General features: G+C 72.1%; 26 protein-coding genes and 4 pseudogenes. 15 read left to right on the top strand and 15 right to left on the bottom strand.

The window, feature by feature from the left end:
• The 7 genes and pseudogenes from AB0N14_RS31805 to AB0N14_RS31775 all read left to right on the top strand — a co-directional run.
• Window positions 1-168 (top strand): thioredoxin family protein (locus tag AB0N14_RS31805; protein ID WP_366029155.1); only part of this gene is annotated, 168 nt, incomplete at its 5' end.
• 312 nt (window positions 169-480) lie between these two features.
• Window positions 481-972 carry an Hsp20/alpha crystallin family protein gene (locus AB0N14_RS31800; RefSeq protein WP_366029152.1) on the top strand — a complete coding sequence of 164 codons (492 nt, stop codon included), beginning with the start codon at window positions 481-483 and terminating at the stop codon, window positions 970-972.
• Between the two features lie 72 nt (window positions 973-1044).
• On the top strand, window positions 1045-1473 hold the full coding sequence (locus AB0N14_RS31795; protein WP_366029151.1) for a DUF2267 domain-containing protein: 429 nt from the start codon (window positions 1045-1047) through the stop codon (window positions 1471-1473).
• Window positions 1474-2051: 578 nt separating this feature from the next.
• Window positions 2052-2726: a thiamine pyrophosphate-binding protein gene (locus tag AB0N14_RS31790; RefSeq protein ID WP_366029150.1), complete on the top strand. Its 675-nt coding sequence runs from the start codon at window positions 2052-2054 to the stop codon at window positions 2724-2726.
• Window positions 2678-2827, top strand: a pseudogene (locus AB0N14_RS31785) (hypothetical protein); the annotation flags it as partial. The gene AB0N14_RS31790 and the pseudogene AB0N14_RS31785, both read left to right, overlap by 49 nt.
• A 178-nt stretch (window positions 2828-3005) precedes the next feature.
• Window positions 3006-3701 (top strand): thiamine pyrophosphate-dependent enzyme, encoded by a 696-nt coding sequence (locus AB0N14_RS31780; protein WP_366029149.1) that lies wholly within the window; start codon window positions 3006-3008, stop codon window positions 3699-3701.
• A 194-nt stretch (window positions 3702-3895) separates the two neighbouring features.
• Window positions 3896-6073, top strand: a complete 2178-nt coding sequence (locus AB0N14_RS31775) for an FUSC family protein (RefSeq protein ID WP_366029147.1) — start codon at window positions 3896-3898, stop codon at window positions 6071-6073.
• Here AB0N14_RS31775 and AB0N14_RS31770 read toward each other — a convergent pair.
• From AB0N14_RS31770 to AB0N14_RS31750, 5 genes are all read right to left on the bottom strand, one after another.
• The gene (locus AB0N14_RS31770; protein WP_366029146.1) at window positions 6047-6583 is read right to left on the bottom strand and encodes a phosphate-starvation-inducible PsiE family protein; all 537 of its coding nucleotides are present in this window, start codon (window positions 6581-6583) and stop codon (window positions 6047-6049) included. The genes AB0N14_RS31775 and AB0N14_RS31770 overlap by 27 nt on opposite strands.
• Window positions 6584-6891: 308 nt before the next feature.
• Window positions 6892-7065: a hypothetical protein gene (locus tag AB0N14_RS31765; RefSeq protein WP_366029145.1), complete on the bottom strand. Its 174-nt coding sequence runs from the start codon at window positions 7063-7065 to the stop codon at window positions 6892-6894.
• A gap of 72 nt (window positions 7066-7137) precedes the next feature.
• A complete protein-coding gene (locus AB0N14_RS31760) occupies window positions 7138-10131 on the bottom strand; it encodes an SMC family ATPase (protein ID WP_366029144.1) in 2994 nt (997 codons plus the stop codon).
• 31 nt (window positions 10132-10162) lie between these two features.
• Complete coding sequence (locus tag AB0N14_RS31755) at window positions 10163-11326, bottom strand: exonuclease SbcCD subunit D (RefSeq protein ID WP_366029142.1); 1164 nt, start codon at window positions 11324-11326, stop codon at window positions 10163-10165.
• Between the two features lie 107 nt (window positions 11327-11433).
• The gene (locus tag AB0N14_RS31750; RefSeq protein ID WP_366029141.1) at window positions 11434-12060 is read right to left on the bottom strand and encodes a YigZ family protein; all 627 of its coding nucleotides are present in this window, start codon (window positions 12058-12060) and stop codon (window positions 11434-11436) included.
• Between the two features lie 349 nt (window positions 12061-12409).
• Here AB0N14_RS31750 and AB0N14_RS31745 point away from each other — a divergent pair, with 349 nt between their 5' ends.
• Complete coding sequence (locus AB0N14_RS31745; RefSeq protein ID WP_366029140.1) at window positions 12410-14401, top strand: amino acid transporter; 1992 nt, start codon at window positions 12410-12412, stop codon at window positions 14399-14401.
• 7 nt (window positions 14402-14408) lie between these two features.
• On the opposite strand, the gene AB0N14_RS31740 is transcribed toward AB0N14_RS31745, so the two are convergent.
• The 3 genes and pseudogenes from AB0N14_RS31740 to AB0N14_RS31730 form a co-directional block, all read right to left on the bottom strand.
• Window positions 14409-14954 (bottom strand): histidine phosphatase family protein, encoded by a 546-nt coding sequence (locus AB0N14_RS31740; protein WP_366029139.1) that lies wholly within the window; start codon window positions 14952-14954, stop codon window positions 14409-14411.
• A complete protein-coding gene (locus AB0N14_RS31735) occupies window positions 14951-15634 on the bottom strand; it encodes a hypothetical protein (protein WP_366029138.1) in 684 nt (227 codons plus the stop codon). Before AB0N14_RS31735 ends, AB0N14_RS31740 begins: the two co-directional genes overlap by 4 nt.
• A gap of 552 nt (window positions 15635-16186) precedes the next feature.
• Window positions 16187-16282, bottom strand: a pseudogene (locus tag AB0N14_RS31730) (universal stress protein); the annotation flags it as partial.
• Between the two features lie 228 nt (window positions 16283-16510).
• On the opposite strand from AB0N14_RS31730, the gene AB0N14_RS31725 reads away from it, so the two are divergent.
• Window positions 16511-16918 (top strand): CoA-binding protein, encoded by a 408-nt coding sequence (locus AB0N14_RS31725; protein ID WP_366029137.1) that lies wholly within the window; start codon window positions 16511-16513, stop codon window positions 16916-16918.
• 357 nt (window positions 16919-17275) lie between these two features.
• Window positions 17276-17458 carry a hypothetical protein gene (locus AB0N14_RS31720; RefSeq protein ID WP_103844673.1) on the top strand — a complete coding sequence of 61 codons (183 nt, stop codon included), beginning with the start codon at window positions 17276-17278 and terminating at the stop codon, window positions 17456-17458.
• 17 nt (window positions 17459-17475) lie between these two features.
• Here the strand turns inward: AB0N14_RS31720 and AB0N14_RS31715 are convergent, their stop codons facing one another.
• The 6 genes from AB0N14_RS31715 to AB0N14_RS31690 all read right to left on the bottom strand — a co-directional run bounded on the left by AB0N14_RS31715 (window position 17476) and on the right by AB0N14_RS31690 (window position 22098).
• The gene (locus AB0N14_RS31715; RefSeq protein ID WP_366029136.1) at window positions 17476-18336 is read right to left on the bottom strand and encodes an ABC transporter permease; all 861 of its coding nucleotides are present in this window, start codon (window positions 18334-18336) and stop codon (window positions 17476-17478) included.
• Complete coding sequence (locus AB0N14_RS31710; RefSeq protein WP_366029134.1) at window positions 18296-19150, bottom strand: ATP-binding cassette domain-containing protein; 855 nt, start codon at window positions 19148-19150, stop codon at window positions 18296-18298. Before AB0N14_RS31710 ends, AB0N14_RS31715 begins: the two co-directional genes overlap by 41 nt.
• A complete protein-coding gene (locus AB0N14_RS31705) occupies window positions 19147-19602 on the bottom strand; it encodes a MarR family transcriptional regulator (RefSeq protein ID WP_366029133.1) in 456 nt (151 codons plus the stop codon). The genes AB0N14_RS31710 and AB0N14_RS31705 overlap by 4 nt, the downstream gene beginning before the upstream one ends.
• An 83-nt stretch (window positions 19603-19685) precedes the next feature.
• The gene (locus AB0N14_RS31700) at window positions 19686-20696 is read right to left on the bottom strand and encodes a cation diffusion facilitator family transporter (protein WP_366029132.1); all 1011 of its coding nucleotides are present in this window, start codon (window positions 20694-20696) and stop codon (window positions 19686-19688) included.
• Window positions 20697-20852: 156 nt separating this feature from the next.
• Window positions 20853-21404 carry a DinB family protein gene (locus AB0N14_RS31695; RefSeq protein ID WP_366029131.1) on the bottom strand — a complete coding sequence of 184 codons (552 nt, stop codon included), beginning with the start codon at window positions 21402-21404 and terminating at the stop codon, window positions 20853-20855.
• A 31-nt stretch (window positions 21405-21435) separates the two neighbouring features.
• Window positions 21436-22098, bottom strand: coding sequence for a helix-turn-helix domain-containing protein (locus tag AB0N14_RS31690; RefSeq protein WP_366029130.1), 663 nt, complete (start codon window positions 22096-22098; stop codon window positions 21436-21438).
• Window positions 22099-22247: 149 nt separating this feature from the next.
• Here AB0N14_RS31690 and AB0N14_RS31685 point away from each other — a divergent pair, with 149 nt between their 5' ends.
• From AB0N14_RS31685 to ppk2, 4 genes and pseudogenes are all read left to right on the top strand, one after another.
• A complete protein-coding gene (locus AB0N14_RS31685) occupies window positions 22248-22805 on the top strand; it encodes an NADPH-dependent FMN reductase (protein WP_366029129.1) in 558 nt (185 codons plus the stop codon).
• A gap of 209 nt (window positions 22806-23014) precedes the next feature.
• Window positions 23015-24170 (top strand): annotated as a pseudogene (locus AB0N14_RS31680) (inorganic phosphate transporter).
• 20 nt (window positions 24171-24190) lie between these two features.
• Window positions 24191-24423 (top strand): annotated as a pseudogene (locus AB0N14_RS31675) (hypothetical protein).
• A gap of 46 nt (window positions 24424-24469) precedes the next feature.
• Entirely contained in the window at window positions 24470-25357 is an 888-nt protein-coding gene (gene ppk2 / locus AB0N14_RS31670) for a polyphosphate kinase 2 (RefSeq protein WP_366029128.1), read from the top strand.
• A gap of 9 nt (window positions 25358-25366) precedes the next feature.
• On the opposite strand, the gene AB0N14_RS31665 is transcribed toward ppk2, so the two are convergent.
• Complete coding sequence (locus AB0N14_RS31665; protein ID WP_366029126.1) at window positions 25367-25756, bottom strand: metalloregulator ArsR/SmtB family transcription factor; 390 nt, start codon at window positions 25754-25756, stop codon at window positions 25367-25369.
• 62 nt (window positions 25757-25818) lie between these two features.
• On the opposite strand from AB0N14_RS31665, the gene AB0N14_RS31660 reads away from it, so the two are divergent.
• Window positions 25819-26964, top strand: a complete 1146-nt coding sequence (locus AB0N14_RS31660) for a cation diffusion facilitator family transporter (RefSeq protein ID WP_366029125.1) — start codon at window positions 25819-25821, stop codon at window positions 26962-26964.
• Window positions 26965-26989: the final 25 nt, after the last annotated feature.

Raw genomic sequence — 26989 nt, 5'->3', positions numbered from 1 at the left:
AAGAACCCGCGGCTGTCGCAGCGTTTCGAGGTACAGGCGGTGCCGACCCTGCTCGTCCTCGACAAGGGAAGGACCGTCGCCCAGCAGGCCGGCGCGGCACCCGCGCACGTCCTGCGCCAGTGGGTAGAGAAGTCGATGGCGGGTCGGCAAACCACTGCGGGAGGGTGAACACGATGGGGCGGCCGCCGCGGGAGCCCGACGAAACCGCAGTCCCCGAGACTCCGGATTCGTATGGAGCGTATCCCCGGCTGACGGACGAGGCTCTCGACGAGCGCGGCCCACCACGCGAGGATCTCGAGCGGACCGTGGGGGGACGGGCATGGGGTCCTGGACGTTCCGTAAGGCACTGCGCGAAGCGGCACGCGAATCGCGTGCGCAGAGCCTGCCCGATGACATCTGTGCTCCGCCCGGCCGGTCCGCCGCGCCGGGCGAAGAAGGCGGTACTGCCGCGAACCCACGAGAAGACGGAGGTGATGGGCGATGACCCTGCCCGTCCGGCGCCACCGCAGTGGCGGAACAACGGAGCGGCCCCTCGGGTGGGCCCGCAATCCGCTGATGGAGTTCGACGAACTGCTCAACCAGATGAGCGGATTGCTCGAATCCACAGTGGGCGGCGCCGCACCCGCGGCCGCGTGGACCCCCCTCGCGGACGTCACGGAGACCGACGACGCCTTCGAGGTCGAGATCGAACTCCCTGGCGTCAACAGCAAGGACATCGACGTCGAGGCCAACGGACAGGAACTGGTGGTCACCGGAGAGATCAAGGAAAAGGAGCGCAAGGGCGTCCTGCGCCGTGGCACCCGCCGGACCGGTGCCTTCGAGTACCGGCTGCGGCTGCCCGGAGAGGTGGACGCCGAGAAGGTCACAGCGCAGATGTCGGCCGGTGTACTCACGGTCACCGTCCCGAAGGCGGAGGTCGCCAAACCCCGTCACATCCAGATCACCGAGAGCAGCGAGAGCGGCGGTCGTTGAGCCGAGGAGCCAGGCGGTGTGGGACAACGGTCCGACACCGCCGCGCGCTCCGGGAGTGAAAGGGGCCATGAGATGGCCGAAACGGGTTTCTCCTCTTTCGACACCATGGTGGACAAGGCCAACCGGCTCCTCAAGGACATCGAGGAAGCCAACGGCTGGCCCAAGGAACGCCGCAAGCAGTCGTACGCCGCACTGCGCGCCGTCCTGCACCGGCTACGGGACCGGCTCTCCGTCGACGGGGCCGCGCACTTCGGGGCGCAGCTTCCGACCCTGATCCGCGGCGTCTACTACGACGGATGGAAGCCGTCCGAGACACCGGTGAAGCTGAGCGGCGAGGAATTCCTCCAGCGCGTCCGGGACGACTTTCCCTACGCGGTCGACGGCGGCATCGAACGAGTCGTGCACACCGTGTTCGAGGTTCTGGAACGCCACGTGAGCGAAGGCGAGTGGAACCACCTCAAATCCGGTCTGCCGAACTCGCTGGCCTCCGTACTGCCGTAGCCGCTCGGCGGCACCCGAACCGCCGACCAGGAACGAGGGTGCGCCACGGTGCGCAAGAAAACGGAAGGTGCTCGCCTCGGGGGTGTGGTACCGCAGGCTCGAGGTGCCCGGCATCGACCGCCTGGAGGGCATCAGCGTCTACTACGCGGCGACGGTCCACGAGGCCAGTCTCTGCCAGGCGGATCCGGTCGCCGTGGTCGGGGGCGGGAACTCCGCCGGGCAGGCGGTAGCGAATTTAGCAGCGCGAGAGAGAAATCCGGCGTACCGCTGGCGCGTTATCCGGTACCCGCGGGTGCCGTTCCACCTGGTCCACCAGGTAGCGCGACATGTCCGCGTTGAGGTCACCCCCCGGACGAGGAGGTGGACCCTGGACGCGTAGTTCGCGAGGAACAGCGCCGAAGGAAATCCCGTATTCCCTGACGGGCGACGACGCCAGGGAATACAGGACATTCTTAGTGTCTGGCAAGGCATCAATGCCCTACCGGTTCTGCAATCGGACCGGCGGCCGGATCAGGAACTCCGGGCATCACCGACCGGTCTCGAAGCGACGACGCAAGTGCGCGACGAAGGGACATGCTGTGACGACTGTCCGTGAAGCCACCATCGATCTGCTCAGAAAGCACGGGCTGAACACGTGGTTCGGCAATCCCGGCTCCTCCGAACTGACCCTGATGGAGGAATTCCCCAGGGACTTCCGTTACCTCCTGGGTCTGCAGGAAATGGTGCCGGTCGGCATGGCCGACGGTTTCTCGCAGGTCACCGGACGTCCCGCGCTGGTCATGCTGCACACCGCGCCCGGTCTCGGCAACGGCATGGGCGCCCTGTACAACGCCTACCTGAACAAGACGCCGCTCATCGTCATCGCGGGCAACCAGCGTCGGACCATGCAGAATCAGAAGACGCTCCTGACCAACGAGGACGCCACCATGGTCCCGCGTCCGTTCGCAAAATGGACGGCCGAGCCGGCCATCGCGAGCGAAGTACCCGCGGTCCTCGCCCGTGCCATCCACGTCGCGATGTCCCCGCCCACCGGACCGGTCTTCGTCTCGGTGCCGATGGACGACGCGCCCACGAGCTCAACGACGCCCAGGTCGCGGAGATCGAGGCGATCCGGGACCGCCAGGTCATCCACGCCGGAGGGTTCCGAAAGGACCTGGCGAAGAAGATCGCCGGCCGGCTGTCCGACGCGAAGTCGCCCGCCTTCGTGGTCCACGGCGACCTGGAGCACGCCGGAGCCTGGGACCCGGTCGTGAAGCTGGCCGAGCGTACCAAGGCCGCCGTGTGGACGGCACCGCTGCCGGGCCTGTCCGGGTTCCCGGAGAACCACCCCCTCTACCAGGGCCTGCTCCCGCCCGGCGCCGGCTGGATCTCCGAAGAACTGAAGGGCCACGACCTCGTCCTGGCCCTGGGCGGCCCGGTCTTCCGCTACTACCCCTATATCCCCGGGCCCGTATCTGCCCGAGGGCACATCCCTCATCCACATCACGAGCGACCCGGACGAGGCCGCCCGCGCACCCGTCGGCGACGCCTACGTGGCGGACATCCGGGCCACGGTGGAGGCTGTGCTGGGCGAGATCTCCGAATCGTCGCGCACGGCCCCCCAGGCCCGGCCCGAGGTACCGCGTCCGGAAGGGGCCGCAGCCCCGATGCAGGCCGCGGACCTGTGGGCGGCCGTCGGCCACGCCGCCCCGGCGGATGCCCTGTTCGTGACCGAAGCCGGTTCCAACGAAGTCCCGATCACGTCATACGTACGGCCCGGCGCCTCCCTCTCCCACATGTCCGCTGTCGGCGGGGGCCTCGGATTCGGGCTGCCCGCTGCTGTCGGCGCTCAACTCGGCGCCCCGGACCGCCCGGTGATCGCCCTCATGGGCGACGGGTCGATGCACTACGCGATCACATCCCTGTGGACCGCTGCCCGCCACAAGATCCCGCTGACGATCGTCGTCTCCTCCAACGGGGAATACGGCGTCCTCAAGCAGTTCGCCGAGATCGAGAGTGCCGCCGGAGTTCCCGGACTGGACCTGCCCGAGCTGAATATTGTGGCCACAGCCGCGAGTTACGGCATCGACGCTCACGAAGCCACCGACACCGATGAGCTCGCCAAGATGCTCCGCGCCGGAGTCGAAGACCGGGAACGCCCGACCCTCATCAACGTCCGGACGAACAGGGTCAAGAAGCTCGCCCCCCGCCTGACCTGGGCCCACCGTGCCCGGCGGGGATGCCGGTGAACGCGCTCTTCTTCACCATCGACGATCGGGGCAGCGCAGCGGATCTCGGATTGCGTGACCGCGTCCACCTGGTGACCGGAGGGAGCCGCGGACCGGTGCGGGCCACCACACAGGTGCTGACCGACGTGGCGGCGCCGGGAGGTGGCGGCGCGGCCGACGCGACCCGGCATGGCGTTCCGGCTAGGCTCACACCCGTGACGTGGCTGCGGGCCTTCGGGGAGGTCGTGCGATCCGGGCTCACGATCGAGGAGACGCGGCTGGAGCCCCTGCTCGCGCTGCGCACGGCCGCTGGGGTGGCGATCGTCATCGGGCCGGCGCTGTGGCTGGTCTCCCCTGCGTACGCCGCGTCCGCCGCCCTCGGCGCCTACTCCGCGGGTGGGGCCACCTTCCAGCGCACCTGGCGTCCACGCAAGGTGATCGCGCTCGGCGCGGGCGCGGGCCTGGCGCTCAGCACCCTCGTGGGCTACCTGGCGGCGGGGCGACTCGTGACGTTCCTCCCACTGCTGGCCGTATGGGCCTTTGCTGCGGGGATGGCGTGGGCCGTCGGATCGACCGCTGGGATCGTCGCAGCGACGACCGTCGGCAGCATGCTGGTGACCATCACCCTGCCCACGAGCGTCGGACGAGCCCTGGAGCACGCCGGGGTCATCGCGCTCGGAGGCGTGGCGCAGGCCGTGTTGATCTTGCTGTTCCCGATCCGCCGTTGGGGGGCGCATCGTGACGCGCTCGCCGACGCCCTGGCCGCCGTGGCGGACTACGCCCGCCGGCTGCGGCACGACCCGACCGCCCCGTTCGACCCGGAGCCGTTGATGACGGCCAGGGACGCGGCCGCCGTGACGCCGTCACAGGCCCGCACCCGTCCCCCCGTCCTCCACGGCCCCCGGGGACTCGCCGAGCGCATTCGGCCGGTCGTCGCCGCGCTCGCCGACCCGGACGTCGGCGCCCCGGCGGAGGGACCCGGGCGGGACCGCGCGCGGGAGTTGCTCGACGCGGCCGCCGACGTCCTGGACGCGGCCGCCCGTTCGATCCGCCGCGGCACTCCCGCCGAGGTGCCGCCCAGGAGCACGGACGTCCTGCGCGTCGACGAGGATCACGAGGTGCTGGAGGGCCCCGCGCGGCAGGCCGCCGAGCGGCTCGTCGACCTGCTCGGCGAGGCGTTGGAGATCGCCGGGAGCGGCGACGCGCGCGGGAAGACACCCACGCCGCCCGGCCCCGCGGGCGCCCAGTTCCTGGTGCGCCCGACGATGTTCCGGCTGGTCCCGGTCGTCGTCCGGGCGGTCCGCCGTGAGCTCCGTGGGGACTCGCCCGTGTTCCGGCACGCCGTACGCCTGGCGGCGGTGGCCACGCTCGGCTATCTGATCGCCGCCCGGCTACCCCTGGGCCACGGCTACTGGGCGCCCATCGCCTCGGTGATGGTGATGCGGCCGGACTTCCACCGGACGTACGCGCGTGCGGTGGCCCGTCTCGCCGGGACCCTGGCGGGGGTGGCGCTCGCCACCGGGATGGTGCGGGCCCTGGGCCCGGACGCCCATGTGTTGGGCGCGCTGACGGTGGTCTCGGCGGGCCTGTCGTACACGGTGATCCGTACCGGCTACGCCTACTCCCAGTGCTTCACTGCCGCGTACGTCGTCTTCCTGCTCGGCATGGGCGGCCAGGCATGGGAGCAGACGGTCCCGGAGCGGGTGGTGCTCACCTTGCTCGGCGGGGTCCTGGCAATGCTGGCGTACGTGGTGTTCCCCGCATGGGAGACGCCCCGGCTGCCGGGCCGGCTTGCGGACTGGCTCGCCGCCAACGGCCGCTACGCGGCCGCGGTGCTCCGCAACTACGCCGAACCGACCCGGGAGCATCACGCCGACATGCGCAGGGCACTGCTGGCGAGCAGGGAGGCGCGTGCCGCCTGGCAGGAGGCCTACGACCGGGCACGGCAGGAACCGGTCCGCCCCAGGGGTCTGACGTCGCGCGAGGCGGAGGAGGCGCAGGAGGCGCTCAAGGGGTTCGGCCGGGCGGCGATGCTCATGGAAAGCCACGTCCCTGGGGCCGACAGCCGTTTCGTCCCCGAGGCGGAGCGGTTCGCCGAGGCCCTGGAGGCGGACACCGCGCAGGCGGCAGTCGACGTGCGCGAGCACAGGAATCCGGACTGGGGGCGTGTGGAGGAGGCGCTTCACGCGTGGGAGGGCGCCCCCGCCGGGGACCGGAGCCCGGTCGTGAGGCGCGAGGCGGAACTGCAAAAACGGGCCTTGGAGGACCTCGCGACGGCCGTGAGCCGCACACCCCTGGAACGGGACGTCGGCTCTGCTCGAGAGGAGCAGCGGGTGCGGGCGGCCTTGGCGGCGGAAGGTGACGGATCAGGACCCGCGCACGGGGGCGGGTGACGGCGCCGGCGACGGAGAGCGCCGCGTCTCCTGGAGCGGGAAGTAGTCTCCCGGCCGCGTGGAGCGCCGCCACACGTACACGGCTGTCGCCATCACGAGGATCAGCCCCGCCAGGACGAGCAGTTCCATGCCCTCGACGTTCCAACGGAAGGACTTCTCCGCCTCGGCCGTCACGATGAGCACCCTGCGGATGCCGGCAATCAGGCCGACGACAAGGAACGGCTCCGCGTCGAGGGTCTGGTTCCTGATGGTGAGGCGGACGGTGTGGAGCAGCTCGGCCACGATGAACAGCACAAGGCTGTTGTCCAGGGCGGAGAGGACGACCGTCTCCTCGCGGTACGGCCCCTGGATCGACCTGATGACGTCGTGGACGACCCCTACGGTCAGGAGCCCCACGAGCAGTACGAGGAACGCCGCGACGACGAGGTGGATGCCGTCCTCGATGAGCTGCAGGAGGCCCTGTACCCGGCCGCCCTCGATCTTCGGGAGAATGGGTCGCACAGTCAGCATGCTAGGGGTGCCCCGGCCCGCAGGCACGGCGTGCTGCCGAACGGGTGGCCGAGCGGATCCCTCCCTGTGGTGGCAGCCTGGGGGAAGCGGCGAGGCGCGACGTCACCGAGGCCTGCCCGGCGGCAGGACGAGACGCGCACCTTCATCCGCCGGAGGTCGATGTCCTCGACGACGAACAGCTCCTCGCGCCGCTTGCACAGCGCCTTCGCCGCACCATCGGATACGCCGGTACATGTCCAGCTCCCGAAGCGTCGGATCCTGGACCATCGCCGTGCCGGGAAGGCCGTACTTCGCGATCGCCTGCAGCTTCACCTCAGCCGGGGAGCCGTCCCGGCGCGGTGGCCCGCGGGAACGCCCGCGAACGCGCGATCGACGCGCCCTTCGGGCAGGTAGCCGCGCAGCCCCACGTGCGTCAAGAAGTTCCACTGCCGCCAGGTCAGATGGCGTACGTCCAGCTGCGTCGTGGCACTCCAGGACAACACGTCCCGGTCGTTGCGGCGGGCGTGGTGTACTCCTCGCCCTCCCCCGCCGTTCTCTCGGCCGTTGACCGCCGCTCAGCCGACTCCCCGCTGCCGTACGACGGAACCCGTCCGGCCCTTCACGACCTCCAGCTGCGCATGGATACGGCGCCGCAGGTCAGCGACATGGCTGACGATGCCCACGCTGCGGTCCCTCTCGCGCAGCGAGTCGAGCACGTCGAGGACCTCGTCGAGGGTCTGGTCGTCCAGGCTGCCGAACCCCTCGTCGATGAACAGCGTGTCCAGGCGCACCCCGCCCGCCTCGTCGGTGACGACGTCCGCGAGGCCGAGGGCGAGGGCCAGGGAGGCGAAGAACGTCTCCCCGCCGGACAGGGTCGCGGTGTCGCGCTCCCGCCCGGTCCACGCGTCGACGACATGCAGCCCGAGGCCGCTGCGGCCGCGTCCGGACCGGTCGTCGGAGTGGACGAGGGTGTAGCGGCCCGAGGACATGCGCTGCAGCCGTACGGTCGCGGCGGCCGCCACCTGTTCGAGGCGGGCGGCCAGCACGTACGACTCCAGGCGCATCCTGCGTTCGTTCTCGGCGGAGGTGCCGGCGGCGAGGGACGCCAGCCGGGCCACCCGGTCGTACTCGTCGCGCAGCGGCGCGAGGCGCCGTACGGACGCGGTCGCGCGCGCGGACAGCCGGTCGAGTTCCGCGCAGCGGCGGGCCGCCTCGTCCTGGGCGGAGACCGCCGCCTGCAACCGGCGGGCCGCGGCCTCGGCGGCCCGCTCGGCGCCGGCAAGGTCGGCCGGCGGCTGCTGGGCCGCCGCCGCGGTGTCGGCCTCGGCGAGCATCGCACGGACGGCGGCCTCCTCCTGCTGCCAGGCGTCCAGGCGTCGTTGCAGCTCGCGATGGGCGGTGTCGTCGAGGAGGGCGGCGGCCGCGGCCTGCGGAGTGTCGAAGCCGGCGCGGAAGGCCGCGTCGGCCAGGCGTGCGTCGGCCTCCTTGAGGCGCTGCGCGCAGTCCTCGGCGGCGCGGGCCGCGTCGGCGGCCTCGGTGAGGACCGCGGCCCGGCGCTCCAGCTGCGCGGCGCGCGCGGTCACGCTCACGGCGTCGCCCCGGACTCGGCCCAACTCCTCTTCGAGATCCGTCCGTTCATGCTCCAGCGCGTCCCGGCGGGAGACGCGCGCCGCCACGCGCAGGGCGGCCTCCTGCCGGGCCGCACTGCGCCGCTCGCGCTCCTGCTCGGCCCGCCGCAGCTTTTCCTGTGCCGGGTGCAGATGCGAGGCGCCCGCCCGTGCGGCGCTGTAGAGCCGCTCCAGTTCGTCCGTTTGCGCGGCGAGTTCGCCGGTCGGCGTATCTCCCGCCTCGGCGGTCGCGGCGGCCAGCGCCTCCCGTACGGCGGCGAGTCGCCGTTCGTCCTCGGCGTGCTGCTCCTCGGCGTGCCGATAGGCGGCGAGCGCCCGCTCCTCCGCTTCCCGGTCGACGTGTCCGGCCACCTTCCGGGCGGGCGCGGGGTGGTCGGTGGCGCCGCAGACGGCGCAGGGTTCGCCGTCGAGGAGCCCGGCTGCAAGTTCCGCGGCGATGCCCTTCAGTCGCTGTTCCTTGAGGTCGAGCCAGTGTTCGTGGACCGCGAGTGCGCGCTCCCGGGAGGCGAGGGCGCGGGCCTGGGCCGCTTCGGCGTCCTGGGCGAGCCGGTCGCGCTCACGGGCCGCCCTCAGCCGGTTCCGGGCCGGTTCGCGCTGCACGGCGAGTTGCTCGGCGCGGGTGGCGGCCTCCTGGGCGGAGTCGATCCGTTCCTGCAGGGCGGCTCGGGTCTGCTCCCAGTCGGCGAGCCAGCCCTCGGCGTCGTGCAGGACCTCTTCGTCGGCACGCTCCTGGCGGTCCATCTCCGTCCGCTCGGCCGCGAGTTCACCCAGTCGCCGCTCGGCGCGGCGGGCCGATTCCAGGCCGCCCAGCTCCTCCGTCGCCCGGCGCGCGGCGGCGGCGAGCCCTGCGGCCCCGGCGTCCGCGTCGGTTTCCGGGAGCCGGGCACGCGCGCGTGCCTCGGCGTCGGCGGCACGCCGGTGCTCGGCCTCCGCGGAGTCGCGCAGGTCCAGGGCGGGCGCCACGGCCTCGGCCTTGCGGGCGCGTTCCATCCGCTCCCGCGCCTCCCGGTGCGCATCAGCCCGCTGCTCAAGGAGGGCCGCACGCTCCCGGGCCTCGGCGAACCTGCGCTGGAGCCGGGCCCGTTCGCGTACGTCGTCCAGGGCACGCTCGGCGGCGGCCCGCCCCGACTCGGCGGCCGTACGCGCGCACTGGGCGATGGCCAGGCGCTCACGGGCCGTGCTGCGGGCGACGGCGGCCCAGCGCAGGACGGCTTCGGCGAGCCCCGGGTCGCCGGGGGCGAGGTCCGGCAGGGGCACGGGGTCACCGGCCGCCTGCTGCATGCGGTGGGCGTCGGCGAGCAACGCGGCGTCGCCGTCCCGTACTTCGGCCTCCGTGGTCCGGCGCCGCTCCGCGAGGCGCTTCTCGGCCTCGGCGAAGCGGTGGGTGTCGAAGAGGCGGCCGAGCAGCTTGCCGCGGGCCTCGGCGTCGGCGCGCAGGAAGCGGGCGAAGTCGCCCTGGGGCAGCAGCACGACCTGGCAGAACTGCTCGCGGCTCATGCCGAGCAGCTGGGTGATCTCCTCGCCGATCTCCTGGTGGGAGCGGCTGAGGTCCTTCCAGGTGCGGGCAGCGCTGTCGTACTCGCGCAGCCAGGTCTGGGCCTTGTCGGTCGTCGTGCCGCTGCCGCGCTTCTTCGGGCGCTCCCAGGGCGGCTGCCGGGTGATCTCCAGCCGCCGTCCGGCAACGGTGAGTTCGAGCCGGATCTCGGTGCGCGTCCCCGGCGCGGCGTGGTCGCTGCGCAGGGTCAGGCCCTGACCGCTCTGCCGGGCGCCGGGCACGGCTCCGTAGAGCGCGTAGCACACGGCGTCCAGGACCGATGTCTTGCCGGCTCCGGTCGGCCCGTGCAACAGGAAGAGTCCGGCCGCCGACAGGGCGTCGAAGTCGACCTTCTGGGTGCCGCCGAACGGGCCGAAGGCGGTGATGTCGAGCCGGTGCAGCCTCACTGGTCCCCCTCCGTTCCACGTGTGTGCGAGGTCACCGGGCGCCCTCCCGGACCGCCTGGTCGGCGCGCACCGCGTCGAACGCCTCCCGCAGCACGGCCCGTTCGCGCTCGTCGGGTCCCGCCCCGCGCACATGGGCCACGAAGTCCTCCGCGATCTGCTGGTCGGAGCGGCCCGCCAGCCTGCGCGCGTACGAGACGCCGGGGTCCTCGGGGGCGCGCTCGGGGTCGAAGACGAGGCTGAGGGTGTGCGGGAAGCGCTCGGTCAGCCGGGCCATGGGCTCGGCGGGCCGCACCGGGTCGGTGAGCGTGGCCTCCACCCACGCCTCCTCGTGCCGCGCCAGCTCCGGGTCGGCGAGCAGGTCCTCCAGATGCCCGCGGAGCCGGGCCAGGGGCCGCGGCACCGGGCAGTCGACGCGCTCCACCGCGACCGAGCCGTCGGCGCCGAGGTCGACGAGCCACATGCTCTTGCGGTGGCCGGCCTCCGAGAAGGAGTACGGCAGCGGGGAGCCCGAGTAGCGCACGCGCTCGGTGATGGTCTGGCTGCCGTGCAGATGGCCCAGCGCCACGTAGTCCACGCCGTCGAAGACGCCGGCCGGCACCGCGGCGACCCCGCCGACCGTGATGTCCCGCTCGCTGTCGCTGGGTTCGCCTCCGGTGACGAAGGCGTGGGCGAGGACGACGGAGCGGGTGCCCGGGGCGCGCGTGGCCAGGTCGGCGCGGACCCGGTCCATGGCGGCCGCGAGCACTGCCTCATGGCCCGTCTTCTCGACCGCGAAGTCGTCCCTGACCAGGGCAGGTTCGAGATACGGCAGGCCGTAGAACGCCACGTCCCCGTGCGCGTCGCCCAGTACGACCGGGATTCCGCAGGCCGCGGGCTCCGTGCGCAGATGGATGCCCGCGCGGCCGATGAGGCCGGCGCCGACGCCCAGGCGGCGCGCCGAGTCGTGGTTCCCGGAGATCATCACCGTGGGCACGCCGAGGTCGGCGAGGCGGTGCAGGGCGTCGTCGAACAGCTCGACCGCGGCGAGCGGCGGCACCGCCCGGTCGTACACGTCTCCCGACACCACGACCGCGTCCACACCGCGCTCGCGCACGGTGGTGACGAGGTGGGCGATGAACGCGGCCTGGGCGTCGAGCATGTTCACGCGGTGGAACGCCCGGCCCAGATGCCAGTCGGAAGTGTGCAGCAGCCTCATGATCCCCGAGACTAACGGCCGGGTCCGACATCACGGGCGGTTACTCCCGTACCGGGCCGCCCGGGACGGGGGCGGCCCGACGGCCCGTCAGACGTCCGGTGCGTCCGTCATGCGTCCCCGTACGCCTCTCCGCCCAGCTCCAACCGGGCCGTGCCCGCCGTCACATCGGCGAGCCACGCACGGAACGCCTCGACGTCGGCGTCCGGCAGCCCGACCTCGATGGTGACGTTCTCGCCGTAGCGCACGTCCCGTACCTCGCGGCCCGTCGCGCGCAGGTCGTTCTGCACCTTGCCCGCGCGCTGGTGGTCGACCGTCACCGTGGCGAGCCGGAAGCGGCGGCGGGTGAGGGTGCCGAGCGCGTCCAGCGCCTCGCCGACCGCTCCCCCGTACGCCCTGATGAGCCCGCCCGCCCCCAGCTTCACGCCGCCGTAGTAGCGGGTGACGACGGCGACGACGTACCGCATGTCTCGGCGCAGCAGCATCTGGAGCATGGGGACGCCCGCGGTGCCGCCCGGTTCGCCGTCGTCGCTCGCCTTCTGGATCGCGGCGTCGGCGCCGATGACGTACGCGTAGCAGTTGTGGGTGGCGTCGGCGTGCTCCTTGCGGACGCCCGCGATGAACTCCTGCGCCTCCTCCTCGGTGGCGGCCGGGGCGAGCGCGCACAGGAAACGGGAGCGGTTGACCTCGGTCTCGTGCACGCCCGCGCGGGCGACTGTGCGGTACTCGTCCTGCATCATGCCAGCGTATGCGGCACCCGCCAGGGTTCCGCAGGCGGGCCGGTCCCGCCGCCGCCGCCCACGCCACGCGCGCGTGGCGCTGATCACGGGTATGGGAAAGCCCCCGCGCGTGCGGCGCTAGTCACGGTTGTGGGAAAGCCCCCGCGCGCGTGGGCTCGCCACGGCCATCCGAAAGCCACCGCGCGCGTGGCACTCGTCACCGGCGTAAGCCCCCGCGCGTGGCCGCCTCCCCGTCACCCGCATGGGCGCGTCCCGGGGTTCGCCCCCGACATCCGGGCACACCACCCCGTAGTGGATACTCGCTCGTCGTTGTCCGACCGCCCGACGATCACAGGGAGAACACCGCATGACCGGCACCCAGGTGGAGAGCCCGGACGCCGCCGAGCCCGGCCATTCGCGGCCCTCCACCGCCGCGGCCCGCTGCCGGGCCTGGCTCCTGGAGGGCCTGAGCGAGCGCGCGGCGCGCCACCCGGGCCCGCACGCCACCCGGGACGACGGGCACGAGGGCCACGCCTGGTGGCGGGTGATGTGCCTGACCGGCGTGGACTACTTCTCCACCCTCGGCTACCAGCCCGGGATCGCCGCGCTCGCGGCCGGGCTCCTGTCGCCGCTCGCCACGCTCGTGCTGATCGCGCTGACCCTGTTCGGCGCGCTCCCGGTGTACCGCCGGGTGGCCCACGAGAGTCCGCACGGCGAGGGCTCGATCGCCATGCTGGAGCGGCTGCTGCCGTGGTGGGCGGGGAAGGTCCTCGTCCTCGTGCTCCTCGGCTTCGCGGCCACCGACTTCCTGATCACGATCACCCTGTCGGCCGCGGACGCCGCCGCCCACGTCGTGGAGAACCCCTTCGCTCCGCACTGGATGGACGGCGGCAACACCTGGATCACCCTGCTCCTGGTCGCCGCGCTCGGCGCCGTGTTCCTGAAGGGGTTCAAGGAGGCCATCGGTATCGCGGTCGCCCTGGTGGCCACGTACCTCGCGCTCAACGTCGTCGTGATCGCCGTCTCGGCCTGGGAAGTGCTCAGCCACCCGGTGCGGATCGGCGACTGGACGCACGCGATGACCGCCGAGCACTCATCGCCGCTCGCGATGATCGGCGTGGCGCTGCTCGTCTTCCCGAAGCTGGCGCTCGGCATGTCCGGCTTCGAGACGGGCGTGGCGGTGATGCCGCAGGTCAAGGGCGACCCGACGGACACCTACGCGGATCCGGCCGGCCGGGTGCGCGACACGCGCAAACTGCTCACCACCGCCGCCGTGATCATGAGCTGTCTGCTGCTGCTGTCCAGCCTGGCGACGACGATCCTGATCCCGCAGGACGCCTTCAAGAGCGGCGGCCCGGCCAACGGTCGCGCGCTCGCGTATCTCGCGCACGAGCACCTGGGCGGGGCCTTCGGCACGGTCTACGACATCTCGACGATCGCGATCCTGTGGTTCGCGGGCGCCTCCGCGATGGCCGGACTGCTCAACCTGGTGCCGCGCTATCTGCCGCGCTACGGCATGGCCCCCGAGTGGACCCGCGCCGTCAGGCCCCTCGTGCTGGTCTTCATGGCGGCCGCGGTCCTCATCACGCTGTGGTTCCACGCGGACGTCGACGCCCAGAGCGGTGCGTACGCGACGGGTGTGCTCGTCTTGATGCTCTCCGCGGCGTTCGCCTCGACGGTCGCCGTGCACCGGCGCGGCCACCGGGCCGCCGCACTCGGCTTCGGCACGATCACCGCCGTCCTCGCGTACACCCTGGTCACCAACGTGATCGAGCGGCCCGACGGCATCAAGATCGCGCTGATCTTCATCGTGGCGATCCTCGTCACCTCGTTCGCCTCGCGCGTGCACCGCGCCTTCGAACTGCGGGCGGCGACGGTCACGTTCGACGAAGCTGCGGCCCGGCTGATCGACGAGGCCGCGGCGAGCGGGCCGCTGTTGCTCATCGCCAACGAGCCGCAGGAGCACACCACCGGGGAGTACCGCGCCAAGGAGTCCAGCCAGCGGGAGCAGACGCACATCCCGGACGGGCGGCCGGTGCTCTTCCTGGAGGTCTTCGTCACCGACTCCTCGGACTTCACCGCCGATCTGACCGTCCACGGCGACGAGAAGCACGGGGTGCGCAGGCTGCGCGTCCAGGGCGCGACCGTGCCCAACACCATCGCGGCGGTCCTGATGGAGCTGCGCGACCGCACCGGCCAGGTGCCGCACGCCTACTTCAACTGGACCGAGGGCGCCCCGTTCAGCCACCTGCTGCGCTTCCTGGTGTTCGGGGACGGCGAGGTCGCCCCGGTCACGCGGGAGGTGCTGCGCCGTGCGGAGCCGGACCCGGAGCGGCGCCCCCGGATCCACGTCGGCTGAGCCTGCCCTACTTCGGCTTCCTCCCGCGCGCCACGACCACGTTCGTGAGGAGCGCCCCGCCGGGGGCCAGCGCCTCCCAGGCGGGGCCGTGCCAGGCGAGGACGGCGATGGCCGCGGTGGGGAACTTGGTGCGGACCCGGTCGAGCGTGTCGTTCAGGCCGTCCCCGGCGAGTTCCAGCACCAGCTCGGCGAGCCCCGGGTTGTGCCCGATCAGCAGCAATGTGCGCACGACGGCGGGCACTTCGCGCACGGCATCCAGCAGATCGGGGACGTCGGCGGCGTACAGGCGTGGCTGGAGTCGTACGGGCGATGGCGTGCCCCACTGGGCCGAGGCCAGCTCCCAGGTCTGGCGGGCGCGGACCGCGGTCGAGCACAGGGCGAGATCGGGCAGCCAGTCGGCCTCGGCGAGCGCGCGCCCGGCGGCCGGCGCGTCCCGGCGGCCGCGCGGCGCGAGCGGCCGTTCGTGGTCGGGGACGCCCTCGGGCCACGCGGACTTGGCGTGCCGCAGCACGATGAGCCTGCGCAGCGGGGCCTGCCCGGCCGGGGTGCTCACGTCGAGGTGCCGATCTCGCGGGTGAGGTCGAGTCCGAGCAGCCGGTCGGCGTAGGCGTACGTCTCGAAGCGCGCCCCGTCCGGCACGTCGTCGGCGCTCTCCACGCACCGCAGGACGTCCAGGACGGCGGGGACGTCGAGATCGTCCTCCCAGGCGGTGCGCAGCTCCTGCCGCACCTGCTCGGGGATCGGCTTGGAGGGGCGGGTCGCCCAGGCGGCGACGGCCTTGCGCCAGCGGACCAGGGTGTCCCGTGCCTCGGTGAGGCTGGCCGTGTCGAGGTCGGCCGGCTGCCTGCGGGGGCGGGCGAGCAGGGCGAGACGCAGCGCCGACGGCGGGGCGGCGGTGTCGGCGGGGCCGGTCGCGGGGGCCACCTCGACACGTACGCCGTCGGGCGCGGCGCCCCGCACTCCGACCACGTGCAGTACCTGTCCGATGCCCGGTGCGTCCGGCTCCGCGGGGCGGATGCCGAGGTCGTCGGCGCGTGCCCGGAGCGCGGCGGGCGGTGCGCCCACCGTGACGACGGGTGTTCCGCCGAGCTCCAGGGCCCTGGCCAGCACGTCGGCCACCAGCAGCACCCGCAGCGCGGAGCTGTCGGCCCCGGCCGGGTGCGCGTGGACCCGGACCAGGCCCGGACGGACGTCGGTGGGCTCGCCGCTGCGGGCGTCGATGATTCGGAGCACGAGGCGAGCGTAGGCGGGCCAGGCCCCCGGCGCAGCCGAGCGGCCCCCGTTCCGAACGGTCCGCCACTCGAGCGACTCTGCATGGATCCGCGATGCCGACATGACCGGAGAGGAGCCCGTAGACGCCCGTGGTCCTGGAGCAGTCTGCCGGTCGGATGCCGACCGGAACGACGACGCTCTGGCGGCGCCTCGAAAGTGTTCTTGATCAGGCAGCCGCACCGCCGCAGGCGCCGCGCCGTGCGGCGGCGGACTGTTCGGCCCCAGCGCGCGGCGGACGGGACACGGTGGACTGACGTGTCTCCACCACGGAGTACCGAGATCGCGCTTCCGGCCGGGTCCGTTGTCGCCACCGCCGTCCGCGACGCCCAGCCCACGGTGCCCGGCACCCGAGGTGCGGCTGAAGCCGGGTGACGAACTCCTCCTCGTCTCCCACGCGGCCACCGAACAGGAGACCCACGCGCTTTTCCGATGACGGCGTCCGTACAGAGCCGTCGTTCCCGCTCCTCATGGGCCGACCGGGTCCCCGGGTCGTACGGGGCCGCCGGACGGCCCTCATCCCGGCTCCGGACGCACGATGACAACCGGGCACTTCGCATGGTGAGCGACGTGCTGGCTGACGGACCCCAGCAGGGCCCGGCCGAACCTCCCGACAGCGCGCCAGGGTAAGGACGGCCGAGTGGGCCGGGCCTCAGGCAGTGCTGTGCGGTCAACTCCTCCGCCACCCAGGGCTCGCCGAAGCGCCCCAGCCCGCAGGCCTTCTGCGCCGATCGCGAGCGACTTGGTGGCCGCACAGGTTCACGCGGAACCGCTGGGAATGGCGCAGAGTCGAAGGTCGTTCCCTTCTGGGACGGACATCCCACCCAGCGGAGGCACGGCATGCACAGCGAGACGGAGACGGTCCGCAAGATCCTCAACGAACTCGGTGACACATGGGCGATCGTCGGTCTCTCGTCGAACGAGCGACGCGCCGCCTACAGAGTCGCCGAGGTCCTTCAGCGCTATGGCAAACGGATCGTCCCCGTTCACCCGAAGGCCGAGACGGTGCATGGAGAACAGGGTTATCCCTCTCTCGAAGCCATCCCCTTCGACGTCGACGTCGTAGACGTTTTCGTGAACAGCGACCTCGCCGGCGCCGTTGCCGATGAAGCGGTGGCGAAAGGCGCCAAAGCGGTGTGGTTCCAGCTGGGCGTCATCGACGAGCAGGCGTACCAGCGCACCCGTGCGGCCGGCCTGGAGATGGTCATGGACCGCTGTCCGGCCATCGAGATCCCTTCCCTGCGCTGAGGTTGCGACGACCGGCCGACGCTCCGAGGGGTCCGCGCGAGTGAACGGGCGCGCGCGCCACCCGGGTTCGGGCCGCCCTCTCGGATACCTTGATACGACGAAGTAACTGGTCGGGCGGCGGCGAGGAGTTCCGCCCCGCCTCCGCCGACGTCGACAAGACCGAACCGCTCAGGGTGCCGGGCTGCTCGACGTACGGGCCCCTCACCTTCGACCGGGACCGACGCACGGGCTGCAGCAGCCGGCGCCGCAGACCCGACACAAAGCACCACGGAGATCGATCGACCTGCCTTCGTCGAGGGGCTTCGCGCCCTGCCGGAGTCTCTCGGACGCAGCGGCTGGAAATGTCCGGGAGGCGCTATGTGGTCCGTACTGGAGCAGGTGGCCGTGGCCGCCCCCCAGCTCTTCGTCTACGCCGTCGGCCTCTTCGTCGCCATGATCCTTCTGTCGCTCGCCATCAGTCTGCGGCAGGCCGAGGCGTCGCAGCGCCCCGAGATCATCAGGGCGCTCGCGGATCTGATGGCGTTCTGGAAGAAGAGGTGAGCCGCCCCTCGCCGGTGTCAGCGGGCCAGACGTCCCAGCAGCGACGACGCCGACGTGATGCCCATGGCCGCCGCCACCAGCAGCACCAGGAAGTCGGTGAGCAGGTGGGAGGGCGTGCCGAGGAGCAGGCCGCGCAGGGCGTCGACCTGGTAGCTCAGGGGGTTGACCTTGCTGATGGCCTGGAGCCAGCCGGGCATGACGTGCACCGGGTAGAGGGCGTTGGAGCCGAAGAACAGCGGCATCGTGATCGCCTGGCCGATGCCCATGAGGCGGTCCCGGGTCAGGACGATGCCCGCGATCGTCATGGACAGGCAGGAGAAGAAGGCCGAGCCGAGGACGACGGCCACCGCGACACCCAGCAGCCGCAGCGGGTTCCAGGTCAGCGCGACCCCGAGCAGCGCCGCGATCAGGACCACCACGACCGCCTGCACCAGCGCCTTCACCCCGGCGGCGAAGGCCTTTCCGGCGATCAGCGCGGCCCGCGGGGTGGGGGTGACCAGCAGCTTGGTGAGGATCCCGGAGTCCCGCTCCCAGATGATCATGATGCCGTAGAAGATCGCGATGAACATCGCGGACTGGGCGATGATCCCGGGCGCGAGGTAGTCGAGGTAGGGGATGCCGCCGGTGGGGATCGCCCTGATCCGGGTGAACGTCTCCCCGAAGATCAGCAGCCACAGCGCCGGCTGGACCGCCCGGGTGTACAGCTCGGTGCGGTCGTGGCGCAGCTTCTGCAGCTCGATGGCGCACATGGCGCCGACCCGGGCGGGCAGCACCCTCCAGCCGGTACGGGCCCGTGGTGGGGCCACCAGCAGGTCGAGGTCCGCCGGGTGGGCGCGGTCAGCCGACGCGGGACGCGGTGCGGCGGGTGCTTCGGACATCGCGGAAATCTCCTGACTGGTCGTCGAGTCCGCTGCCGGCGACGTCACGGAAGACGTCCTCCAGCGTCGGCAGCGGGCCTTCGGTGCCGAGCCGCTGCGCGAGGCCGCTCCGCAGATCCTCGGGGGTGCCGAGGGCGCGAACGCGGCCGCGGTGCATCAGGGCGACGCGGTCGCAGTACTGGTCGGCCTCGTCCATGTAGTGGGTGGTGACGAGGACGGTCATGCCGGTGGCGGCGCGTACGGCGTTGATGTGCTCCCACACGTTGGTCCGGGCGATGGGGTCGAGGCCGATGGTGGGCTCGTCGAGGATCAGCAGCCGCGGCGCGCTGACCAGTGCCTGGGCGAGTTCCAGCCGACGGACCATGCCGCCGGAGTACGTCTTCGCGAGCCGGTCGGCCGCGGCGGTGAGGTCGACGGCGGCGAGGGCCTGGTCCACGCGGCGGGCACGCTCGCTGCGGGAGACGTCGAAGACACGGGCGAACAGGGCCACGTTCTCCCGGCCGGTGAGCCCGGCGTCGGCGGAGAGCTGCTGCGGTACGTAGCCCAGCAGGCGCCGTACGGCCATGCGCTCGCGCGTCGCGTCGCGGCCGAAGACGCGCACCATGCCGGCCGGGACGGGAAGGAGCGTGGTCATGCAGCGGATGGCGGTGGTCTTGCCCGCGCCGTTGGGACCGAGCAGTCCGAAGACCTCGCCGTCGCGGACGGAGAGGTCGAGCCCGTCGACCGCGTTGGTCTCCCCGAAGGAGTAACGCAGCCCGGCACAGGTGACGGCGTCGACTGCCGGGGCCTTGCCGTCCGTCGCGTTCCGCGTCATGTCTCCTCGGCCTCCTCGTGCAGGTTCTCCGCCAGCTTGCGCAGGGCCGGAAGCGCCACCTCGAGCGCCTTGCGGTCCGCCTCTTCGAGGCGGGCCACCTGGCCGCGTACGAGTGCCGCGCGCCGCTCCCGCCAGTCGTGCAGCCGTGCCCTGGCCGCCTCGGTGGGCAGCAGGCGCGCGGCCCGCCGGTCGGCGGGGTCCGTCTCACGGACCAGATAGCCGTCGCGGACCAGGTGCTTGACGAGCGTGGAGACCGAGTTGCCCGCCAGGTAGAGCTCCTTGGCGGCGTCCGACACTCCGATGCCCGGCCGTTCCACCACCAGGCGCAGCAGTTCGACCTCCGCTCCGCGCAGCGGCGGCGCGGCCATCCCGCCGCGCACGCGCCGGCGGATCAGCCGCTGCACTCCGATCAGCGCGGCCACCAGGTCGTCGGCGAGCCTCTCCGGTTCCACACTGATGAGATTAGCTCTGCTTCAGAGGTATTCGGGGAAAGAAACGGTCAAGGACCATCAAGAACGGTCGAAGGCGGTCGCCGTCAGTGGTGGTGAGGTTCCTCGCGGTGCACGGGGCCGTGCGGGGCGTCGCAGTGCGCGGCGTCGTCCGCGGCGCTCCGGTCGCCGGGCAGGGCCACCTGCAGGACCTGTTCGGGGGTGTGGTCGACCTGGAGCGTGGTGTGGGTGATGCGGTAGTCGTGGCGCAGCACATCCTCCAGGTCGCGGCGCACGGCGTGGCAGTCACCGCCGGGTTCGACCAGGACGTGTGCGGACAGCGCGGCCTGGCCGGAGGTGATCTGCCAGACGTGAAGGTCGTGCACCTCGACGACGTCCGGCCGGGCGACGAGCCGGTCGCCGAGCGCGTCCGGGTCGACGTCGGCGGGCGCGGCCTCCAGGAAGATGCGGCCGGAGTCGCGCAGCAGCCCGTACGCGGCCTTCACCATCAGCGCCACGACCACCAGGGTGGCGATCGGGTCGGCACGCCGGAAGCCCGTCAGGACGACGACGAGCGCGGCGATCGCGGTGCCGATGAAGGCGAACAGGTCGTTCAGCACATGCTGATAGGCACCCTCGACGTTCAGCGAGGTGCGGTTGGCCTTCGAGATGCAGTAGGTCGCGGCCACGTTCACGACGATCCCGGTGAGCGCGGTGGCCAGCATGAGGCCGCCTTCCACCCGGGGCGGCGCGATCAGACGCCGTACGGCCTCGTACGCCAGCCAGGCTCCCAGCAGAAGCAGGGTCAGGCCGTTCGCCTGGGCGGAGAGGATCTCCGCGCGTTTGAGGCCGTAGGTGAAGCCGCCGCGGGCCGGGCGGGCGGCCAGCCGCATCGCGATGAGGGCGAGCACGATGGACGCGGCGTCGGTGAGCATGTGGGCCGCGTCGGAGATCAGCGCCAGGGAGCCTGCGACGATGCCGACGGCCACCTCGGCCGCCATGAACACGGCGATCAGGCCGAGCGCGAGGCCCAGCCAGCGACGGTCGGCATCCGCCGACACACCGTGGGAGTGCCCGGAATGGTCCCCCGCGCCGTGCTCATGACCGTGACCGCTCATGTGGTCCGCCTTCCCCCTCGCAATCGGGTGTCTGACCGCAGTGAAACCCATGGCCCCGCCCCACGGCAAAGGCTGCACCGGTGACCGTTGTCATGTCCGATAATAAGCCGCTGACCTGCGCAAACGTTACGGCGATGAGGGATGGGCCAAGTGGTGTCACATCCCGACCGCCCCATCGATGCGCTCGCGGAGGAGGTCCGCGTGGCCGTTGTGGCGGGCGTACTCCTCGACCATGTGGAGGAGTACCCAGCGCAGCGACACGGTGCCGCGCCACGAGTCGTGCCCCTCGATGTCCAGGTGGGGTGCGGCGGCGACGAAGGCGTCGGCGAAGGCGGTCTCCGCACGCCAGGCGTCCCAGGCCAGGGTCACGACCTTCGAGTCCGGGACGGCGCCGGTGAAGTCACCGTCGGGTTCGGAGGGCGAGGAGAACAGGGGCGGGGCGTCCTGACCGGCCAGGACCCGCCGGAACCAGCGGCGTTCGACGTCGGCGAGGTGTCGCACCAGGCCGAGCAGCGAGAGCGCGGACGGCGCGACCGAGCGCTGCGACAACTCACTGTCCAGGCCGGAGCACTTGAGCTCCAGCGTGGCGCGCTGGCCGGCGAGGAAGTCGACGAGGAGGGTGCGTTCGTCGCCGGTGGCGGGGCCCAGGACCCGGGGATCGCGGTCGACGGGGACGAACATCTCGGCTTTTCTGCTCATGGTCGTCATGCCCACCATCATGGGACGTGCGGCGCGCGGCTCAGCCCGTAGTACATCGGCCCGTGTACCGGTCCACCAGGTCGCACCAGCCGGCCTCGACCCGCTCCAGGGACATCCCGCGGCGGGTCAGCAGGTGGTCGACGAGCGCCGTCTCCAGATAGCCGAGCAGCGTGTGCGCGACGAGCTCGGTGTCGCCGTCCGCCCGTGCTTCGCGCAGCAGCATGCACACGTGCACCAGCCGGAGTTGGTACGGAGGAGTCGCGCGCCGGCGGGTCGGGTCCATGTGGGCGGCCAGATACAGGTCACGGTTGGCGTGCTCATGGCGAATGACGGCCGCCCCGAACGCACGCAGCCGCTCCCGGGCGGGCGCGCCCGGGCCGAGCGGCGGCGGTCCGGAGAGGAAGGCGGCCTGGAGCTTCTCCTCGTGGTGGCTGAGCAACTCCACCATCAAGCCCATGCGATCGCCGAACCGCCGGAAGACGGTGCCCTTGCCGACACCCGCGCCACAGGCGATGTCCTCCATGGTCACGTTCGCGATGCCGCGCTCCGCGGTCAGGCGGGCCGCGACCTCCAGCAGACGCGTGCGGTTGCGCGCGGCGTCGGCGCGCAGCCGGGCCGTCTCGCCGGTGGGCATGAGGGCGAGGTCGGTCGGCGTGTCGATGCCGGCCGTGGGCGACAAAAGGGGCGGGAGCGGCTCGGTCATGACCCCAGACTAGCGCCGAGGGAAGACAATCGGACCCTGGTCCGTTTATGGTTGGGCAGGAAGTGGACCGCGGTCCGGTTGAAGTGGTACAACATTCAACGGACTTCCCCGGTCCCCTTGTACTGATCGCACATCCCGGGAGTTTTGCCATGTCTGTACATATCCTCGCCCTGGTCGGCAGCCTTCGCGCCGGTTCCCACAACCGTCAGCTCGCCGAGGCCGCCGTGAAGCACGCCCCCGAGGGCGTCGAGGTGGTGCTGCACGAGGGTCTGGGCCAGGTGCCCTTCTACAACGAGGACATCGACGTCGAGGGCGCCGTCCCCGAGGCCGCGACCGCGCTGCGCAACGCCGCCGCCCAGGCCGACGCGCTGCTGCTCTTCTCGCCCGAGTACAACGGCACCATCCCCGCCGTCCTGAAGAACGCGATCGACTGGCTGTCCCGTCCGTACGGTGCCGGCGCCCTGACCGGCAAGCCGGTCGCCGTCGTGGGCACCGCCTTCGGCCAGTACGGCGGCGTGTGGGCGCAGGACGAGACCCGCAAGGCCGTGGCCATCGCCGGCGCCCACGTCGTCGAGGACGCCAAGCTGTCCATCCCCGGCTCCGTGACCCGCTTCGCCGAGACCCACCCGGCGGACGACGCCGAGGTCGTCGAGGGCCTGACCAAGGTCATCGAGCAGCTCTCCCAGGCCCAGCCCGTCGCCGCCTGATCCGCCGGGCACCGGGTCGCACATCGGCCCGGGACGTGACAAGGCTGGGGGCCGGGACCGCGGGGTCCTCGCCCACAGCCTTTTCCGCGTACGGGAACGTCGGCGGATACGCGGGGGCGCGCGGGACCTGGCGTTTCACCCATCAGACCCATGCTCCGGCTTTGCCTGTACTTCGCCGGGCGTACGCCCTCGGTCGCTTGCGTCGAGGAATGGACCACATCACGTTCCTTGTGGCCGTCGTCACCGTCACGGCGTTGGCCTTCGACTTCACGAACGGATTCCATGACACCGCCAACGCGATGGCCACCTCCATCGCCACCGGCGCCCTGAAACCACGAACAGCGGTCCTGATCAGCGGCGTCCTGAACGTCGTCGGCGCCTTCCTGTCCACCGAGGTCGCGAAGACGATCTCCGGCGGCATCGTGGACGACACCCTGGTGAGCCCGGGCATGATCTTCGCGGGGCTGGTGGGCGCGATCCTGTGGAACCTGCTGACCTGGCTGCTCGGACTGCCGTCGAGTTCCTCCCACGCGCTGTTCGGCGGCCTGGTGGGGGCCGTCTGGGTCGGTGCGGGCAGCCACGGCGTGCACTTCGACAAGGTTGTCGAGAAGGTGCTGATCCCCGCCGTCGCCTCGCCGATGGTGGCGGGTCTCGCCGCGCTGCTGGCCACCTACCTCGCCTACAAGATCACCGCCCGGGCCCGCAAGGACTCGGTGACGAGGGGCTTCCGCCTCGGCCAGATCGCCTCCGCCTCCCTGGTCTCCCTCGCCCACGGCACCAACGACGCCCAGAAGACCATGCGTGTGATCACCCCTGACGCTGATCTCCGCCGGTGCCCTCGGCCATGACGCGGGCCCGCCGGTGTGGGTGATCGCCTCGGCCGGACTGGCCATAGGCCTCGGCACCTACCTCGGTGGCTGGCGGATCATCCGCACGATGGGCAAGGGCCTGACGGACATCCAGTCCCCACAGGGCTTCGCCGCCGAGGCCGCCTCCACCACCGTGATCCTGACCTCCGCCCACCTGGGCTTCGCGCTGTCCACCACGCAGGTCTGCTCCGGCGGCATCCTCGGCGCGGGCCTCGGCCGGCGGCCGGCCGAGGTGCGCTGGGACGTCGCGGGTCGAATGGTGATGGCCTGGCTGGTCACCCTCCCGGCCGCGGCCCTGGTCGGCGGGCTCTCCGCGAGCGTCGTGAAGCACGGCGGCAACGCCGGCACCGTGGTGATCGCCCTGGTCGCCGCCGCCGTCGCCGCAGGCATCGTGGCCGTCTCCCGCCGCAACCCCGTACGCGCCGACAACGTCAACGAGACCCATGAGGTCACCCTCCGCAGCACCGCGCCCGCGAGCGTCGGCACCGCCGCCTGAGCCACGAAGGAGTTCGACCCATGCACCTCGACTGGACCGCCCTCGGCCAGATCACCGCGGTCAGCGTCGGAGCGACCGTCGCCGTGGCGTCGTCTTCGCGCTCGGCGTCCTCGGCCTCGCCCAGGTCGAGTCGGCCCGCGAGAAGGACGGCGGCTCCCACGCCCTCGGCCTCGCCCAGGCCTGGCTGTGCTTCCTGGCCTGCGCGGCCGTGGTGGCGTACGGGATCTATCTGATCGAGCCGCAGTTCCACTGATCCGACCGGGACGTGCTGAAGAGCGGAAGAGAACAAGGAAGGACGGATGACACCTCTGGTCACGGACGGCCTGCGGGTCGACTACACCGACCACGACGACCCCGTGCTGATCCGGCCGGACGGCAGCCCGGTGGAGACCTGGCGGGAGAACTACCCGTACGACCACCGGATGGAGCGCAAGGAGTACGAGTGGCACAAGCGGCTCCAGCAGATCGAACTGCTGAAGCTGCAGAGCTGGATCAAGGAGACCGGGCGTCGGCTCGTCATCGTCTTCGAGGGACGTGACGCGGCGGGCAAGGGCGGCACGATCAAGCGCTTCACCGAGCACCTGAACCCGCGCGGCGCCCGGGTGGTGGCCCTGGAGAAGCCGGCCGAGCGCGAGCGCGGGCAGTGGTACTTCCAGCGGTACGTCCAGCACCTGCCGACCGCGGGCGAGATCGTGCTGTTCGACCGGTCCTGGTACAACCGGGCCGGGGTGGAGCGCGTGATGGGCTTCTGTACGGACGACGAGTACCGTCGCTTCATGCGGCAGGCCCCGCTGTTCGAGCGGATGCTCGTGGACGACGGCGTGGACCTGGTGAAGTTCTGGTTCTCGGTCTCCCAGAGCGAGCAGCGGACCCGCTTCACGATCCGTCAGGTCGACCCGGTGCGGCAGTGGAAGCTGAGCCCGATGGACCTGGCCTCACTGGACCGCTGGGACGAGTACACCGCGGCCAAGGTCGCCATGTTCCGCGAGACGGACACCGACCACGCGCCCTGGACCGTGGTGAAGAGCAACGACAAGAAGCGGGCCCGGGTCGAGGCGATGCGCAGCGTGCTCGCCCGCTTCGACTACACCGACAAGGACCAGGACGTCGTCGGCATCCCCGATCCCCGCGTCGTGGGCGCGGCGGCGAACCTGCTGGAGGCCGGCGAGGACGACACCGGCCGCTGAACCGGCGCCTCAGTCGTGTGCCGGACTGTCGGTGAGCCGGTGGTCCGCCAGGCTGAGGGCCTCGTCCACGACCCGGCGCAGATGGCCGTCGCGCAGTGAGTAGATCACGCGGCGGCCTTCCTTGCGCGCGTCGACCAGGCCGGCCAGCCGAAGCCGCGCCAGGTGCTGGCTGACGGCGGGCCGGGCCGCGCCGCACGCCTCGGTGAGCGTCGAGACGTCGGCCTCGCCGCCGCTTAGGGCGTGCAGCAAAGCCAGGCGGGTGCGGTCGCCCAGCAGTGCCAACAGCTCTGCCGCCAGCGCGAACTGCTCCTCCCCCGGCGTCCGGGGATGGCCGCCGTCCGTGCCGTCCGTGCGCGGCTGCGCATCCTGCGCAGATGATAGGTGCATGCGTGCGCTCATACGCACATAATGGCTTCCTGGGCGGGTACCCGTCCACTGCCGCACGGCGGAAGGGGCCTGGGATGAGAGACGAGCACGCGGGGCGCGAACAGGTGGGGCACGAGCACGCGGGGGACGGACACGTGCGACAGGAGTACGGCCGGGCGCATACGCACAGCCGCCGCACCCCTCCCCATGACCACCCGCATCCGCACCCCCACGGGCACGACCACGAGCCTGCGCACGGCCCGCTCTCCCGTCTCCGCCACCTGCTCACCCCCCACTCCCACGAGACCGCCGACAAGCTGGATGCGGCGCTGGAGTCCTCCGCGCGGGGGCTGCGTGCGCTGTGGGCCTCGCTGGCCGTGCTCGGGACCACGGCACTGGCGCAGGCGGTGGTGGTCGTGCTGTCCGGGTCCGTGGCGCTCCTCGGCGACACCGTGCACAACGCGTCCGACGCGCTGACCGCCGTACCGCTCGGCATCGCGTTCGTGCTCGGCCGGCGTGCGGCCACGCGCCGCTTCACCTACGGGTACGGCCGCGCGGAGGACCTCGCCGGGATCGTGGTCGTGCTGACGATCGCCGCCTCCGCCGCCTTCGCCGCCTGGACGGCGGTGGAGCGACTGCTGGACCCGCGCCCCATGCAGCACGTCCCGGTCGTCGCCGTCGCGGCCGTCATCGGTTTCGCGGGCAACGAGTGGGTCGCCCGTCACCGCATCCGGGTGGGCCGCGCGATCGGTTCGGCCGCGCTGGTCGCGGACGGACTCCACGCGCGTACGGACGGCTTCACCTCGCTGGCGGTGCTGGTGGGCGCGGGTGGGGCGGCGCTCGGGTGGCAGCTCGCCGACCCGGCGGTGGGGCTGGCGATCACGGCCGCGATCCTGCTGGTGCTGCGGGACGCGGCGCGCGAGGTCTTCCGTCGGGTGCTGGACGCCGTCGACCCGGCCCTGGTGGACCGGGCGGAGCGGGCGGTCGCGGAGGTGCCGGGTGTGCGTGCGGTGGGCGAGCTGCGGCTGCGCTGGATCGGGCACCGACTGCGCGCCGAGGTGGCGGTCGTGGTCGACGGCGAGGTGAGCGTACGGCGGGCGCACGCCATCGCGGTCGAGGCCGAACACGCCCTGCTGCACGCGGTACCGAGGCTCACGGCCGCCCTGGTGCACGCGGACCCGGCACCTGCCCCGGGCGAGGCGGACCCGCACCTGGCGCTGGCCCACCACGCCCGCAGTTGACCGCAGCGCCCCTCGGACGCCGAGA

This window comes from Streptomyces sp. NPDC051104 (genome assembly GCF_040682835.1).
In the GTDB taxonomy this organism is placed as follows: Bacteria; Actinomycetota; Actinomycetes; order Streptomycetales; family Streptomycetaceae; genus Streptomyces; species Streptomyces cynarae.
This window is presented reverse-complemented; position numbering and strand designations above follow the sequence as displayed.

What these genes read in the sequence shown, in the direction of transcription:
- AB0N14_RS31800 (WP_366029152.1), top strand. Translation starts at nt 481, where the DNA reads ATGACCCTGCCCGTCCGGCGCCACCGCAGTGGCGGAACAACGGAGCGG.
- AB0N14_RS31795 (WP_366029151.1), top strand. Translation starts at nt 1,045, where the DNA reads ATGGCCGAAACGGGTTTCTCCTCTTTCGACACCATGGTGGACAAGGCC.
- AB0N14_RS31770 (WP_366029146.1), bottom strand. Translation starts at nt 6,583, where the DNA reads ATGCTGACTGTGCGACCCATTCTCCCGAAGATCGAGGGCGGCCGGGTA.
- AB0N14_RS31755 (WP_366029142.1), bottom strand. Translation starts at nt 11,326, where the DNA reads ATGAGGCTGCTGCACACTTCCGACTGGCATCTGGGCCGGGCGTTCCAC.
- AB0N14_RS31750 (WP_366029141.1), bottom strand. Translation starts at nt 12,060, where the DNA reads ATGCAGGACGAGTACCGCACAGTCGCCCGCGCGGGCGTGCACGAGACC.
- AB0N14_RS31745 (WP_366029140.1), top strand. Translation starts at nt 12,410, where the DNA reads ATGACCGGCACCCAGGTGGAGAGCCCGGACGCCGCCGAGCCCGGCCAT.
- AB0N14_RS31725 (WP_366029137.1), top strand. Translation starts at nt 16,511, where the DNA reads ATGCACAGCGAGACGGAGACGGTCCGCAAGATCCTCAACGAACTCGGT.
- AB0N14_RS31720 (WP_103844673.1), top strand. Translation starts at nt 17,276, where the DNA reads ATGTGGTCCGTACTGGAGCAGGTGGCCGTGGCCGCCCCCCAGCTCTTC.
- AB0N14_RS31715 (WP_366029136.1), bottom strand. Translation starts at nt 18,336, where the DNA reads ATGTCCGAAGCACCCGCCGCACCGCGTCCCGCGTCGGCTGACCGCGCC.
- AB0N14_RS31710 (WP_366029134.1), bottom strand. Translation starts at nt 19,150, where the DNA reads ATGACGCGGAACGCGACGGACGGCAAGGCCCCGGCAGTCGACGCCGTC.
- AB0N14_RS31700 (WP_366029132.1), bottom strand. Translation starts at nt 20,696, where the DNA reads ATGAGCGGTCACGGTCATGAGCACGGCGCGGGGGACCATTCCGGGCAC.
- AB0N14_RS31695 (WP_366029131.1), bottom strand. Translation starts at nt 21,404, where the DNA reads ATGACGACCATGAGCAGAAAAGCCGAGATGTTCGTCCCCGTCGACCGC.
- AB0N14_RS31690 (WP_366029130.1), bottom strand. Translation starts at nt 22,098, where the DNA reads ATGACCGAGCCGCTCCCGCCCCTTTTGTCGCCCACGGCCGGCATCGAC.
- AB0N14_RS31685 (WP_366029129.1), top strand. Translation starts at nt 22,248, where the DNA reads ATGTCTGTACATATCCTCGCCCTGGTCGGCAGCCTTCGCGCCGGTTCC.
- ppk2 (WP_366029128.1), top strand. Translation starts at nt 24,470, where the DNA reads ATGACACCTCTGGTCACGGACGGCCTGCGGGTCGACTACACCGACCAC.
- AB0N14_RS31665 (WP_366029126.1), bottom strand. Translation starts at nt 25,756, where the DNA reads ATGAGCGCACGCATGCACCTATCATCTGCGCAGGATGCGCAGCCGCGC.
- AB0N14_RS31660 (WP_366029125.1), top strand. Translation starts at nt 25,819, where the DNA reads ATGAGAGACGAGCACGCGGGGCGCGAACAGGTGGGGCACGAGCACGCG.